Below are 15,132 nucleotides of genomic sequence, written 5' to 3' on the forward strand. Positions count from 1 at the left end.
CTCCGCTTATTGTGGGTTCTCGCTTTCGTTTTTTTCCTGCGAAACCTGTACTTTCGGTTGTTCTTCGTGGTATTGCTCACGTGGCGGTTGCTCAACAGGCGGTTGCTCTCTTCGCATTGGCTCAGCCGCATGCGGATAACCTGCATGTGGTGCTGTATAGGCCGGAGGGGGAGCGTAGATCGACGCGGCAGGCCCCTGACCTTGAAGATTCGCGTATGCCGGAGGCATCTGATATTGTTGTTGTTGTTGTTGCTGTGGGGGCTGTGGGACCTGGGGAACTGGTGGCTGCGCAGCTTCCAGCGCAGCAAGACCGGCCTGAGCTATATCATCATCACGGCCCGGGGCATTGCCTCCACTGACGCCGATGCCACCAATGGTTGCGCCATTGACACGAATGGGCCATCCGCCATCCGCCAGAATGAAATTGCCATCGGTCATCTGGGCCAGGCTGGAAGCGAAGCCAGGAATATGTGCTGCCCACTGGGCGACCGAATGGGTCGACTGGTTAAACATGACTGCTGTTGTGGCTTTGGCAATACTGATATTTCCGGTTGCCCAACCATAGGGGCTCATCATGCGCTCGAAAAGAACCAGATGTCCACCAGCATCAACAATCGCGATACTGACGGGGCTACGCAATTCGCGCGCGCGTTGTTTGCAGGCTTCCATGATTCTGCGGGCCAAGTCGATTGTAATGCTCACAGCCTAGAACTCCTTAAAATTTCTTATTTTACATAAGATAATGCTTCTTCAAGCTCTTTTTTGTCTGGCTCGAAAGAAGAAAGTAAGAAAAAGGGCAGCTCCCCGGATACTGGTTTTCAGGTGCAGTAAACGAAGCGAAAAACAGATTCTGTTCTCTTTCCCTCCCTTGCCCTTTCTGACCGCCGGACGCGTCACAGAAAGTGTGCAAGTGTGTGGCTTCATTGTACCGCACCTGAGGATGCCATGCAATGAGGTATATTTAGGCTAAAGATGCTATTTTGATGTATCGCGTCCGAGCAATGTAACCTTCTCCTTACGCCAGACGAGCTTGCTGTACTTCTCTTCAACAAGCTGGTGTGCCAGTTCCCATTCTGAGGCGGTTACATCTCCTGGCTCAAAAGGTACCTGTAATGCTTTCCCGAAGCCAATACAGAACGCTTCTGCCACTTGTTCCCATGTAGCCTCTGGTGCAAAGGTGTGGAGCGGCGTTGTTTTGGTTCGATAGACAGCCAGCGCCTCGGCGCGTGCATCTTCATCGGGGAAGCGAAGCAACTCAAAGAATTCTGATGCCCGGTCATCGAGTGGCAGTGAGCCCTGTTGAAGCAGTGATTCGTCTTTCCAGACTTGAGCGCTGCCCACAAGCTTAAAGCCTCCGCTGGTCAGATCCGCCTGCGTCGACGAGGCAAAGCACGCGGCAGAGGGATTTTTTCGGACGCGCTCGTCACTGATCTCGGCATGGATGCCAAGCCGCTCCAATGCTGCCAGCAATCCCTGAGAGAGATAGGCATAGGCGGCAACGACACCGGAAGGTACACCTTCACGCTTTCCGATCACGATGCTATAGGTAAATTCGTCGCGGTGATAGACGGCGCGACCACCTGTCGGGCGGCGGACCAGCGCAACGCCTCGCTGCTCGCAAACGTGCTGTAAAATCTCGCGTTCGATGCTCTGGAAACGCCCGAGCGAAATAGAGGGGCGATCCCACCGAAAGACGCGCAGCGTAGGCGGGACTTTTCCCTCGATATGGTGCAGAAGAATGGCTTCATCAAGTGCCATGTTCAACATGGCATCATGCGTGCCGGTATCAATAAAACGGTATGCTGATTGCATATGACTTTCTATCCTTTCGCATGGCCGAGAGGGCAAAAGTGGTATCAGGTTTTAGCCCTGTGCCTGACGGGCCCGGGCGGCTGCTTTCCACTTTTCTCGCTGCTGTTCACGAACTGCTTCTGAGGCGGGTTTGTAGCGTTCCAGGAACTCATCACGATAGGCGATGTAGTTTCCGGCGATAATCGCTTCGCGCAGTTCAGCGGCCAGACGAAGCATAAAACGTAGATTATGAATGGTTCCCAGACGATAGTACAACTGCTCTTCCGCACGCAGCAGGTGATGGACGTAGGCCGCGCTATAATTGCGGCAGGTGTAACAGTCGCATCCCTCCTCTATTGGACCGGAGGCGGTCCGATAGCGTGCGGCTTTGATGCTGATGCGTCCAGAACGCGTAAAGAGACCCCCGTGGCGGGCGACGCGCGTCGGGAGCACGCAGTCAAACATGTCCATCCCGAGCCCGACACCCATCACCAGATCTTCGGGAGAGCCAACACCAAGCAAGTGACGCGGCTTCTCGCGTGGCAGTTCGGGCGTGACATAGCGCAGCATCTCCCACATCGTGGCCTTTGGCTCGCCAACTGAAAGCCCACCAATCGAGAACCCGGTAAAGGGCATGCTGCCGATAATACGAGCGCTTTCACTGCGCAGCTCTGGCTCAAAGGCCCCCTGTACGATGCCAAACAGGGCCTGTTCCGGGCGCTGGCGCTCTTTTTCGATCAGGGCTCGTTCCTCCCACCGATGCGTCTGTTCCATTGCTTTGCGGGCTTCCTGTGGCGGACAGGGATAGGGTGCACAAATATCCAGTGGCAAAATAATATCAGCGCCTATCTCTGCCTCGATCTGCATCACGCGCTCGGGCGTCAGGGTGTGATAGGAGCCATCCAGATGGGATTTAAAGGTCACCCCATCCTCATTGAGCTTGCGCAAGTGTCCCAGACTCCATACCTGAAAGCCGCCACTATCGGTCAAAATGGGTCCATCCCAGTGCATAAAGGAATGGAGACCACCGAAGGTGTCAATTAGCTGCGAGCCGGGGCGGAGCATCAGATGATACGTATTTGAAAGGATGATCTGAGCGCCGACGGCTTTGAGCTCTTCCGGTGAGACACTCTTCACCGTTGCCTGAGTACCGACGGGCATAAAGATAGGAGTTCGAATGGTTCCATGAGGTGTGCGAAGCGTTCCCGCGCGAGCCCAGCTCTCAGAACACTCCGCGTCTATTGTAAACTCAAACACTGTTGACATCAATCTATCTTCTACTGAAAAAGGGTTTGTCAGAAGAAAAGGTATCGCTAACCTTCTCCTTATTGTCTCATAAACGTCAAGCATTGGCGAATCTTTAGCCCTGCCCGAGAAACAAACACATGCTTTGATGCGAGATGAGCCGCGTGCACCAGTAATGCTGGATAATGTCGAGTATAAAATATACATAAAAATACTGACCATATGGTACATTTAACCGTAAAACTACTTGCAAAACGTGAAAAGATGATGTATGCTGTTTTTCGGTATCCATCGCGGTCTCGCAACGGTGTCGCCCAGAGTACGAGTCCCACGCTGGTAGGGGGATAGACACACTGGTGCATCTGCTAAATCAAGGGCCCGGAGGTTTACCATTTTCGTGACACTTTAAGGAGGTCCTAGTTGAGCTTCGTTGACAAAACCTTGAAGTGCGTTGAATGCGGAAACGATTTTGTGTTCAGCGCCGGAGAACAAGAATTCTACCAGCAGAAAGGTCTACAAAACCAGCCTCGTCGCTGTCCTTCCTGCCGTGCCAACCGTCGTGCTGCTGCTGGCAGTGGCACTCGTACTGAACGCGCTCCGCGAGAAATGCATACGGTTATTTGTGCCGATTGTGGTACTGAAACACAGGTCCCCTTCCTTCCCAGGCATGATCGCCCTGTCTATTGCAGTTCATGCTTTGAGAAGCGTGGGTTGGCTCGCAGTCGAGCAGAGGCATAGGCTGTTCCCCTGGAATCAGGGAGCACGTTTCGCCTGACCGATGCTGCTATTTCGGCTGCATCACATTCGCAAGCGTAGAAATGATGGAGGATGAGGTCAGGGTCTGTTCCTGATCTCATCCTTTTCTCCTATCCCTTTCTTCCCCGCTCTTCGCCTGTTTGCTACATCTTCCTTCCCGTTCTGAAGGCCGTTTATGGACAACGGAAATCGGGAAAGTGGCTGGAATAAACGTGACGGCTTTCTCTGTTTATTCGTTTAAGAGCTAAGTATACTTTCTGGTACAGAGATACGACCCTGTTTCGGAAAGCGGGAGGTCCCTTGTTTATCAAGAATGGAAAGCTCACGTGCTCAGGTTCCCTATCTTTTCCGGGGTCTAGTCGACTCGTGTTATGATAGAGAGAAGAGAATTTGGCCTGGCTTGACACAGAATACAGGCTCTTTATAATAGAGGAATATTCTTTCGTTTGACGGACAAAAAAGAAAGTTTTCCCGCAGGGGAAGGCATCTCTTGCGGGTGTCTTGAATGGGATTTGTAGACGGTTTCTTTGAGACGAGGCACCCGGAAGAGATGCCTTTACCATTCACATCTTTTTTCTTGAGGGGGCGTTCTTTCTTTCCTTTTATCCTGTTTGTCACTTTTCAACACCCATAAACGTGACAAAACGATATGGAACAGTATACTATGTAAAGAGGAATAGTACGTCGTTTATGTAAAGCTGTAATTGTTTTTCGGGTTGTTTGATCCAATGGCTACCGATTCTGATAAAATTGTTGTTGATACGCACGAGGAACAAATTGTGCAGACCGCTCCCAGGCGGTCGATGCAGGTTGTGGAATCCAGAGTAACGATCGATGACCTCTTTGCCGAAGCACGGCAATATCTCTCGACCGAAGATCTGGAGCGGATTCGTCACGCCTACGAACTGGCAAATCTGGCACATAAAGGGGTAGTTCGCCGCTCGGGCGAGCCCTACATCCTCCATCCTATTGAGGTGGCGCTGCTGCTGGCAGGCATGCGCATTGACGCAGAAGGCATTATGGCGGCGTTGCTTCATGATGTTGTAGAGGATACAGAATATACACTTGATGATCTGCGTGAACAATTTGGTCCCCAGGTAGCCAATATCGTTGACGGCGTCACTAAGTTTGATGCGCTGGCAGGCCGCAAATTGGTTGAGGGGCAGCAACTGGAAGATGTACCCCTTTCTGTCGTCGACAAGCGCAGACAGCGTTCCGAAACGGTACGTAAAATGCTGGTGGCAATGGCCGAAGATCCCCGTGTGGTGGTGTTGAAACTGGCTGACCGCCTGCACAATATGCGCACCTTGAGCGCGATGTCCTCTGCACAGCAGCAAAACAAAGCGCGTGAAACCAACGAGATTTATGCGCCCCTGGCCCGGCGCCTGGGCATGATGCTGGTGCAGGCAGAACTGGAAGACCTTGCCTTTAGCTACCTTGAGCCGGAGAAATATCAGCGGCTCGCCCGTGAGGTGGAAGAGGAGGTCAAACGGCGTCTACCCTACATCAATGATGTCTGTCGCACCTTACGGGAAGAGATGAAACGTGCAGGTATCCATGCAGAGGTGCACGCCTGGCAAAAACATCTTGCCAGTATCTCCCGCAAGCTGGAGTATGTGCCTCGCCAGAGCAACGAGAACCCGCTGAGTCAGCTCCATGATCTGGTCTCGTTCCGGATTCTGGTCGACACCGATAACGAATGTTATCTTGCATTAGGCCATATTCACGCGCTCTGGCGGCCCAAAGATGGACGCATTAAAGACTTCATTGCCACCCCCAAACTCAACGGCTATCAATCCCTCCATACAACCGTCTTTTGTTTGCACGATCGCCTGGCTGAAATTCAGATCCGCACCCATGATATGCAGCGAACCGCCAACTATGGAATTGCCAGCTACTGGTATCTGAAAGATCGCATGGGCAAAGAAGGCTCGCCCAATAGCTGGAAGCTCTCCTATAAGGAGATGGTGGCCTGGATTGAGCAGCTTCGCCAATGGCAGCAGGAGCTTCCTGAGAGCGCTGACGAGTTTGTCGAGGCGTTTAAAGGGGATGTCTTCCAGGATCAGATCTTCGTCTTTACGCCAAAGGGTGAGGTCAAGGATCTGCCTCGGGGCTCCACACCGCTCGATATGGCCTATCGCATCCATACCGATCTGGGTGATCACTGTGCCGGTGCTCGCATTATCACCAACATGGATGAGAGTGGACGCCTGGTCACGCGCCTGGTTCCGCTGGATTATGAGCTCAAGGGCGGCGAGATTGTTGATATTATGACCAACGTGGCTGTACATCCCACCCGCGATTGGCTTAACTTTGCCCGCACGAATGCGGCCCGCAACAAAATTCGACGGTACCTCAAAACCTATGAACGCGAGATCAACCTCCAACTAGGACGTGAGCGCCTGGATCTGGCCCTCAAGACAATGGGTGCGACCGGGATCAATGAGCATATCGAACAGCTCTTGCAGCGTGTACGGGCAGAGGGGAGCGGAAACGCGCTTGCCCGCTATGCCACACTCGATGATCTCTATGTTGCAATGGGACGAGAGGATCTCAGCGTTGAGGAGGTCAAGAAGCTGCTGCTTCCGCTGTTGCAGCGCGAAGGCGAGATACGCGAGCCAGTGTGTACCGAGACTCCGGCTGTGGAATCTGGCTATCAGGAGAATGAGGCGGCTGACCTTGTCAAATTGGCTGAGTGTTGTTGTCCCATTCCAGGTGATACAATAATAGGTGTCCTGAGTCCGAATCAGGGAATGTATGTTCACCGTACGGATTGTTTACGTTTGAACGCTGTACGCGAGAAGAATCCGGGTTCGCTGGTAGAGGTTCACTGGCGGCAGCTTGCACCGGAGGCATACCTTGCACCTATTACGATTGTGGCGCATGATCGCTCTGGATTGTTGCGTGACGTTGCCGCGGTTGTGGCAGACGCCAGCATCAACATGACGACAGTCACTTCGACGACCAATGCTTCTTCACAAAAAGCGGTGATTACCGCCACGCTGGAAATAAGCGCTGAAGGGGTTCTGGATCAGTTGGAGCGTATTCTGCGGCGCCTGCGTCAGGTAAAGAACGTTGTGAGTGTTGACCGCTGCTTGACAAGCCATTAAAACCGATTTTCCTCGATGGCCCTCCTTCTTGTTTGGTAGAAGTAATGTGTTAGGGCTAGTCAAAATGTACCATGCTGTTTGCGTAAAGAAATGTTTTCCTGAGGGCAGCGTGTTAGTACTAAGAGAGGACCATCAAGTGTTTACTCGATGTACCTGGTAGTACTGTCAGTTGCCACGAAGTATGAGCAAAGCCCTTGCTGCTGGTATGGTGTTGAGGCTGGCTCACTCAAAACTGCGCTTAACCACTGTCTGCTGTCGTGTACAAAACAGGATGCTTGTTGCTGTCCCGAAACCAGCCCGCTGGTTGTTGTGAAACATTGTTTGTGACGAAAGCTGTAGGTACGGATTTTACTGAGTATTCTGGAGAGCTTACCTAGCATATGTATGGTCATGGTTAATATGTCTCTAGATCAACAAGTTGTGGCACGCGATCACTCAGAAGAAGAGAGAAGACTGCTTGCCCTGGTACGCCAATATGTGGCACCCCCAGACGACATTACAAAAATTGAACAGGCGCTCACGCTGGCAGTGCACAGCTATCAAGATCTTGTCGATGAACGTGGAATCCTTCTGATCGAGCATGCTCTTGAGGTTGCCCTGATTCTGGCGCAGATGCATATAGATGCGATCGGCGTCATGGCTGGATTGCTCTTTGAGGCTGTAGATGCGGATCTTCTCCCTCTTGAACAGGTAGAAGAGATAGTTGGTAGCTCGACTGCCCATGTCATCTATAGCATGGAGCGATTTAACATCCTTGAACGGCGGAAACAGAGCGCACTCAGCGCCCAGAAGAGCAGTGAAGAGGATGCCAGTAGTCCAGGTGTTGCCAGTAGCACAGAGAATAAAGAGAGCAAGAAGCCGCGTGTTCGTGAGGCGATGCGTCGGCAGCAGGCCGAAACGGTGCGCAAGATGTTTGTCGCGATGGCTGAGGACCCCCGCGTTGTCGCTCTCAAGCTGGCATACCGGCTACATACAATGCGCTATATGTGTAAACCTGACTATCAGGGGGATCAGCAGGAATTGCTGAACCTCGCACAGGAGACGCGTGAGATTTATGCGCCTCTGGCCGGGCGTCTGGGTATGTCGCGCATTGAGAGTGAGCTAGAAGACCTCGCCTTTAAGATCCTTGAGCCAGAAAAGTATGAATGGGTTCGTGGTATTGTTGAAGCCGAGAGCAAACAGTGGCGCTCGTATGTGGACCGTATCTGCGATGTCTTACGCAAAGAAATGAAGGCTATTGGCGTGAAGGCTGAGGTGTCCGGGCGTGTCAAGCATCTCTGGAGCTTTTATAAGAAGCTGGAACGGAATGCCGGGGATGTCGGAGGGGATCTGGAGGCTCTGAAGGCCGCAGCCGATGTGAGCCAGATTCATGACCTGATAGCGTTTCGGATACTGGTTGATTCTACCACAGATTGTTATGTCGCCCTCGGCCATGTTCATAGCCTCTGGAAGCCGAAGGAAGGACGCATCAAGGACTTTATCGCAAATCCCAAGCCGAATGGCTATCGCGCGCTGCATACCACAGTCTTCTGTCTGGATGATCAGCTTGTCGAGATCCAGATCCGCACACATGAGATGCACGAGATGGCCGAATATGGTGTCGCGATGCACTGGCATTATAAGGATGTCGGTGACACGGCCTCATCTTCTGCGAAGGAGCTCCTCACCTGGATTCATCAGCTTGCCGAGTGGCAGCAGGAGCTACGCGCCTCTGGCAATACCGATAGCGAGTTTGTGCAGGCGGTGAAGGATGACTTCTTCGAGGAGCAGATCTTTGTCTTTACGCCAAAGGGCGAGGTAAAAGATCTGCCGGTTGGCTCGACGCCGCTGGATTTTGCCTATCGCATTCATACCAAGATTGGCGATAAGTGCGCGGGAGCGCGCATCATTACCCATGTGGAAGGGGCGGACGGTGATCGCCTGGTATCGCGGATGGTCCCGCTGAATTATGAGCTGCAAAGTGGCGAGATCGTCGATATTGTGACCAATCGAAGCGCCCATCCTACCCGGGACTGGTTGAACTTTGCGCGAACGGCTGCTGCTCGCAATAAGATCCGCCGCTATCTGAAGACGCACGAGCGTGACATCAACATTCAGATCGGGCGTGAGCGCATTGAGCATACCTTCAAAACGATGAACCTGCGGGGCGTTGATCTCATCAATGAAGAGATTGAGAATATGCTGTGCAGTGAGCTGAAGATGCAGTCGTTTGATGATATTCTGGCCGCTGTCGGCGCTGATGATCTCCGGGCACATACTGTGTGTGCGAAGGTGCAGGAACATCTCCAGGCCCGCGAACCGAAGGAGAGCAAAGAGCCAGAAGGAAAGGTGACGCCACCGTCTTCCACACGTCAGGCGCCTGCGAATCTACAGGTAGCGGGCGTTGAAGGCCTGCTGACGAGGCTGGCCAACTGCTGCTATCCTCTGCCCGGTGATGAGATTGTTGGCTTTATTAGCCGGGGCAAAGGTGTCATTGTGCACCGTGCTGACTGTCAGAATATTGCCCGTTTAAAGGGAGGGGAGAAAGATCGCCTGATTGCCGTGAACTGGACGGGCATGAGCCAGACGCGCTATCACGCCCCGATCATTATCCTGGCGCGTGATCGCCCTGATCTGATCCGGGATATCGCGACCGTCATTTCTGAGTACGGGATTAACCTGAACGCCTTCCATACGCGTCAGGGGCTGAGCCGCGAGCAGATCATTGTGAGCGCGACGCTGGAAATCAATAACCTTGAGATTCTGCCTCGCATCTTTCAGCGGCTTGAGAAGATTAAGGATGTGCTCTCAGTTGAGCGCGATACGGGGAAGAAGATCAAGAGAGAGGAGTAGCAAGGCAAGAAGGGATGCCCTGGTCGCTTACTCGTTGTGGATAACACGATGAAGTTGGTAGAAAGAGTGTATGAAGGGCTACTACCCAGGGCATGCTTTATTATAAGCGGTACGTGTAAATCTGTGAATTGCAAGATATGTTACCGCAAAAAATGCCCCGACTCTATGCTCAGAAGAGCCACGATGTTCCCAGAAATGAGTAAAGTCCCCACGGGAGGATGGATCGAAAAAGATACCGCCCTCCTGTGGGGACTCACCCAGCAGGTGTTTCTTTTTTTTAGAGGATGTGTTTTTTTAGCCGCGCAGGCGTTCCAGCACGGGAGGCTGGCGAAGCTTTGCCAGTGCGCCCGCCTCAATCTGGCGTACACGCTCACGGGTGATACCCAGTTCGCGGCCTACTTGCTCCAACGGATGCGCCTGACCATTGCCCAGACCGAAGCGAAGCTGCAAGACCAGTTGCTCACGTGGTGTCAACACGGATTCCAGGACGCGTTGTACCTCATCCTTAAGGGTCTGGGTCGTAGCCAGTTCCTCCGGCGAGGCCGACTCGGTATCTGGCAGGACGTCTCCGAGCTCCTGGTCATCGTCTTCACCAACAGGTAGTTCAAGCGAGACCGGTGCGCCTGGTGCTGCCTGGAGCTCCATCATGCGGACAGGGTCCAGTCCAGTAGCCTCGGCTAGTTCCTGCTCGGAAGGCTCGCGGCCGAGCTCCTGAAGAAGGCGTTGACGCTCGCGGCGAATTCGGTTAAGCGCAGTATTGACATAGACTGGAAGGCGAATGGTACGACCTTTATCTGCAACAGCTCGACTGATGGCCTGTCGAATCCACCAGGTCGCGTGTGTGGAGAAACGGTGACCGCGGCGCCAATCGTAGCGCTGAACGGCGCGAATAAGCCCGATATTTCCTTCCTGGATCAGATCAAGCAGAGTCAAACCACGACCGACATAGCGCTTGGCAATACTGACGACAAGACGCAGGTTTGCCAGAATAAACTGTTTCATTGCGTCGCGATCGCCCGCCTCAATGCGCTTGGCTAACTCAATCTCGCGCTCGTGGGTAATCATCGGCACACGGCCAATCTCGCGTAGATAAGTCATCACTGCATCGGATTCACCGGCGTCGGCAGCATTGACCATATTTTCGTCATGATCTTCTGAGCGACGACGTCGGGTACCGGAGCGGCGCATATTACTGGCCTCTCCTGTCTCAATAGATGGAATGGCAAGGATGGGCTCATCTAAATCGTGGGAATCAGCGGAGGTGACATCATCGTGCTCATCTTCTATGACAAGCGAGGCAGAATCATCAGCAAGGTCAAGAGAACCAGGCTCCAGATCGTTTAAAGCTTCATCCTCATCCAACTCAAGGTCATCATCTTTAAAGTTCTCTGGAAGATCATCCGCCGCTGTATAGTCAAGATCCTGTGCAAGCAGATCTTCGACAGGGTCAAACCGCTTGTTCGGATCTGAGGTTTTCTGAGATTTATGGAAATTAAGCGTAGATCCTGTCGCACGCTTTATGTCTATCATTGTGCGCCCTCCATGAAAAATTGTATATCCTAAGCAGCAAGATATAGGTCTGTCGGTCTGGTCCTACACTCAACTCAGGAAAGCGAGCCTTCTCCGGACCATTCTGTCCGAGCGCCGAGTGGGAGGAATGCAAAGACGTGCAAATTAACTCCGTTGGTTGTTTGTCTGCTTAATATTGGTTTATTGCTACACTTAACAGCCCAGAAAGAGCTGCTGCTACATTAAGAAAACACAGTCAGGCCGGAATTTATTCCTACTCCAATTATAACGCATGCTTCCCTCTCATTCTAGTCCTTCTGACTCATTTTTGAGCTATACTCTGGTGAAAATGTACAAAACCGTATAAAATTTATCCTTTTTAGTGTATACGTTAGACATCATTCCAGAGTGGCATTTAGGCTCCCCTGGGCGAGCAAACGCTTCAATGAGAAGTCATGGCGGAGAAAGAGGATGCATGTTTCTACTCCATTGTATCGGCATAAGAAAATGTTTCTATACTTTCCTCTATTATCCAGAGCATGTCAATATGCTCTGCCTCTTGATAATGCGTGTCTGTTGTTGTGACATACAAAAGGATGTACAGGTGAGTGTGAAATGTTTTGTATTGAATGAGGGGCTTTAAGGGTAAAGTGGTTGCTCTGCCGAAGAGAGAACGATTATAAAGTGAGAAATAGACTCATGATAGATGAAATATAGATGCACCAAACGCTGAATGAGAGAATAGATCGACCTTTGGCATGCTTGAAGCCTCCGTACAGAAATGATAGAGCGGCATCTTTCTGATCAGGTTGGGACGCGCCTGATACCGCTTTCCTGTGCCAGAGCCCTCATACTTGACGCCTCTGTATCCATTCTCTAGAATAGCAATATGAGTGATATTGAGAACGGCTTTCAAGTAGCTATTAAGCGAGTTGATCCAACTCTGCCCTTGCCAACCTATGCGACCGCCGGTTCAGTCGGCTTTGATCTGTTCTGTCGTGAAACGATGACTATTGGTCCTCGGGAACTGGCGTTGATCCCTGCCAATGTGATTGTGCAGACGCCGCCGGGCTATATGCTGATGCTGACTATGCGCAGTAGCACGGCGAAACGAAAAGGCCTGCTAATGCCCAATGGTGTCGGGGTGATCGACCAGGATTATTGTGGAGAGGGGGATGAGCTGCGTATTTCCGTGTATAACTTCCGGGATGAAGCAGTGATTGTTGAACGAGGTGAACGGATCGCGCAAGGCATCTTTGTTTCGGTAGCGCAAGCACACTGGCGTGAGATCGACGAAGTTGGTACAGGGCGAGGTGGTTTCGGTAGTACAGGTGTGTGATGGCGCTCAAAGACTTCTATGCTATTCTGGGTGTACCACGAACTGCCACGCAGGAGGAAATCAAGCTGCGATATCGCACTCTTGTGCGGCAGTATCACCCGGATCTAAACAAAGAGGCGTCGGATAACCGTATCAAAGAGCTCAATGAGGCCTACGATACGCTTGGAAATGAGGCGAAGCGCGCTCGCTATGATATTGAGTTTCTCGAAGAGATGCGCTATCGCTTGCTCCGCGAGGAGATCCGACGCCGGAAAGAAGCTGCACGGAACAAGCAGAAGATGACCTGGAAACAGGGGTTCTCCGGCTTTTTCCGTGAGCTGAAAAAAGAGATGCGGTAGATCTCTCAGGCTATCAGGCGCATTGCGCCATCAGTGCTTCGATCTCCTCAATGGTCTTCGGTGCATCGAGGGTGATGTTTTCACAGCCATCTTCGGTGACGATCACGTTGTCTTCGATGCGAATGCCAATGTTGTAGTAGGCCGGATCGATGCCCTCTGTTCCTTCTGCGAAGTAGAGGCCCGGTTCGATGGTGAAGACCATGCCCGGTTCAAGCCTGACGTCCTCATCCCACAGACCGGAGCGTTTGTAGGGTCCTTTGTCATGCACGTCAATACCGAGCCAGTGGCAGGTAGCGTACATGTAGAAGGGGGCATAGGCTTTATCCGCGATCAGTTGCTGGACCTCTCCCTTCAGAACTCCCAGTTCAATCAGGCCCTCAACCAGAATCTCAACCGTGCGGTTATGAATATCGGTCAGAGTGATGCCGGGTTTGACCATCGCGATGGCGCTTTCCAGCGCGTTCAGCACAATTGAGTAGACCTTCCGCTGTGTCTCGGAGAAGCGCCCATTGACGGGATAGGTACGGGTGATATCAGCACTATAGTATTGATATTCACAACCGGAGTCAATCAGCACAAGGTCACCATCCTGCATCTGGCGGCGGTTCGTATCATAATGCAGAATAGTGCTATTGGCTCCTGAGCCAACGATAGGCGCATAACCGTGCCGGGGTGACCCGTGTTTCTGATAGACATATGAGAGAATGGCTTGCACCTCGTATTCATGCATTCCCGGTTTCAAGGCCTTTAAGACCTCGCGATAGGCTTCCGCGCTGATTTTGGCCGCCTGACGAAGGATATCCAGCTCCTCGGGTGACTTGCGGACGCGCATTTCGCTGAGAATGAACTGCGGATCGATGATCGCCCGGGGGGCCAGTCCCTTGCGTCGGAAGCGCTGAAGCAGTTCAAGCAGGCTGGTATCGTAGTTGGAGGCTGTTCCGCTGCTATAATAGAGATTTTTGCATCCTTTGATATATTCGGGGAGCTTCTCATCAAGCTGATCAAGCGAATAAGCCACATCCGCGCCATAGTCTTTGACGGCACCTTCGGGGCCTGCACGGCGTCCCGTCCAGGTCTCCATTTTGGGATCACGAGGAGGAACAAAAAGGATAAAGTGGTGCTCCGGGTGTTCGGGGGCCAGCACACAAATAGACTCCGGTTCCTCAAAGCCGGTTAAATAATAGAAGTTGCTGTCCTGACGATAGGCGAACTCCAGGCTATCGCCGCTCCGTTGATAGGGGGGACAGCTTCGGAAGATGGCAACGCCACCATCCATCCGCTGCATAAAGGTGTTTCGACGAGCTGCAAATGACATTTGGGTTTTATCCTCCACATTTCAAGAATTAATAGGGATGCATGCGCTCAGGAGATGGCCCATCCTTTCCCATCAGGGCCTGCTGTAAGCACTTGTGGGCCTTTCCTGGTAATAGCAACAGTATGCTCGAAATGGGCGCTGGGAGAGCCATCGGCGGTCGCCAGTGTCCAGTGGTCGGGAAGTGTCTGGAAGGATCGGCTACTATAGCTGACCATTGGCTCAATCGCGATCACGAGACCGGGCTGTAGCGGGAAATCCCCATTGATCTGATACTGACGAGTATAATAGTTTGGCACCTGGGGCGGCTCCCACATCTCTGAGCCGATACCGTGACCAACCAGCCCTTCGAGGACCTCAAAGCCCGCCTTGTGGACAAAATCTTCGATTCGCTGGGCTACCTGGCTCCACATCCGACAGCGAGGAATGGCTTCAATCGCGATTTTCAGGGCCTTTTCCGTGACCTCAAGGAGTTTCTGTTTCTTCTCATCGACCTGTCCGACGACGTAGGTGGTTGCGGCGTCCCCACACCAGCCATTGAGTTTTGCGCCAATATCGATACTGACAATGTCGCCTTCTTGCAGGCGACGGGACCCGGGAATCCCGTGTACGATTTGCTCGTTCACTGAAATACAGGTTGCGGCGGGGAAGGGAACTTTTCCGGGAACACCTTTGAAGAGTGGAGTCGCGTTCTGTTCACGAATGCTGCGTTCGACGGCTTCATTAATCTCAGCAGTGGTAATGCCCGGCTGGATCAAGGCGGCGGCGGCCTGATGCGCATGCCAGACGACCAGGCCTGCCTTGCGCATTGCGGCTATTTCCTGGTCACTTTTCAGATACAACATAGACTGGCTCCTGAGACTCTAGCGTTGAATCATGAAACGGTTCTGCAATGAATAC

Annotated in this window: 11 protein-coding genes; 5 read left to right on the forward strand and 6 right to left on the reverse strand. The window is 52.4% G+C overall.

Annotated features, from left to right (window positions below; translation table 11 throughout):
• Window positions 1–6: 6 nt before the first annotated feature.
• From KTH_RS25705 to tgt, 3 genes are all read right to left on the reverse strand, one after another.
• On the reverse strand, window positions 7–702 hold the full coding sequence (locus KTH_RS25705; protein WP_497621714.1) for a GlcG/HbpS family heme-binding protein: 696 nt from the start codon (window positions 700–702) through the stop codon (window positions 7–9).
• Between the two features lie 273 nt (window positions 703–975).
• Window positions 976–1,812, reverse strand: coding sequence for a lipoate--protein ligase family protein (locus tag KTH_RS25710; RefSeq protein ID WP_111326549.1), 837 nt, complete (start codon window positions 1,810–1,812; stop codon window positions 976–978).
• 51 nt (window positions 1,813–1,863) lie between these two features.
• A complete protein-coding gene (gene tgt, locus KTH_RS25715; protein WP_497621716.1) occupies window positions 1,864–3,057 on the reverse strand; it encodes a tRNA guanosine(34) transglycosylase Tgt in 1,194 nt (397 codons plus the stop codon).
• A 399-nt stretch (window positions 3,058–3,456) separates the two neighbouring features.
• Here tgt and KTH_RS25720 point away from each other — a divergent pair, with 399 nt between their 5' ends.
• The 3 genes from KTH_RS25720 (at window position 3,457) to KTH_RS25730 (ending at window position 9,734) form a co-directional block, all read left to right on the forward strand.
• The gene (locus KTH_RS25720; protein WP_497621717.1) at window positions 3,457–3,774 is read left to right on the forward strand and encodes a zinc-ribbon domain containing protein; all 318 of its coding nucleotides are present in this window, start codon (window positions 3,457–3,459) and stop codon (window positions 3,772–3,774) included.
• A 746-nt stretch (window positions 3,775–4,520) separates the two neighbouring features.
• Window positions 4,521–6,902 carry a RelA/SpoT family protein gene (locus tag KTH_RS25725; RefSeq protein ID WP_497621719.1) on the forward strand — a complete coding sequence of 794 codons (2,382 nt, stop codon included), beginning with the start codon at window positions 4,521–4,523 and terminating at the stop codon, window positions 6,900–6,902.
• 477 nt (window positions 6,903–7,379) lie between these two features.
• Window positions 7,380–9,734, forward strand: a complete 2,355-nt coding sequence (locus KTH_RS25730; RefSeq protein WP_497621721.1) for a RelA/SpoT family protein — start codon at window positions 7,380–7,382, stop codon at window positions 9,732–9,734.
• A 294-nt stretch (window positions 9,735–10,028) separates the two neighbouring features.
• Here KTH_RS25730 and KTH_RS25735 read toward each other — a convergent pair whose 3' ends face one another.
• Window positions 10,029–11,264 carry a sigma-70 family RNA polymerase sigma factor gene (locus KTH_RS25735; RefSeq protein ID WP_497621723.1) on the reverse strand — a complete coding sequence of 412 codons (1,236 nt, stop codon included), beginning with the start codon at window positions 11,262–11,264 and terminating at the stop codon, window positions 10,029–10,031.
• 868 nt (window positions 11,265–12,132) lie between these two features.
• Here KTH_RS25735 and dut point away from each other — a divergent pair.
• Both dut and KTH_RS25745 read left to right on the forward strand, forming a co-directional pair.
• Window positions 12,133–12,582, forward strand: a complete 450-nt coding sequence (gene dut, locus KTH_RS25740) for a dUTP diphosphatase (protein ID WP_497621725.1) — start codon at window positions 12,133–12,135, stop codon at window positions 12,580–12,582.
• Complete coding sequence (locus tag KTH_RS25745) at window positions 12,582–12,920, forward strand: DnaJ domain-containing protein (RefSeq protein WP_497621727.1); 339 nt, start codon at window positions 12,582–12,584, stop codon at window positions 12,918–12,920. Before dut ends, KTH_RS25745 begins: the two co-directional genes overlap by 1 nt.
• 13 nt (window positions 12,921–12,933) lie before the next feature.
• Here the strand turns inward: KTH_RS25745 and KTH_RS25750 are convergent, their stop codons facing one another.
• Both KTH_RS25750 and map read right to left on the reverse strand, forming a co-directional pair.
• Complete coding sequence (locus KTH_RS25750) at window positions 12,934–14,235, reverse strand: aminopeptidase P N-terminal domain-containing protein (RefSeq protein WP_497621729.1); 1,302 nt, start codon at window positions 14,233–14,235, stop codon at window positions 12,934–12,936.
• Window positions 14,236–14,282: 47 nt separating this feature from the next.
• Window positions 14,283–15,077, reverse strand: a complete 795-nt coding sequence (gene map / locus KTH_RS25755; RefSeq protein WP_111325191.1) for a type I methionyl aminopeptidase — start codon at window positions 15,075–15,077, stop codon at window positions 14,283–14,285.
• Window positions 15,078–15,132: the final 55 nt, after the last annotated feature.

The organism is Thermosporothrix sp. COM3, from assembly GCF_059696735.1.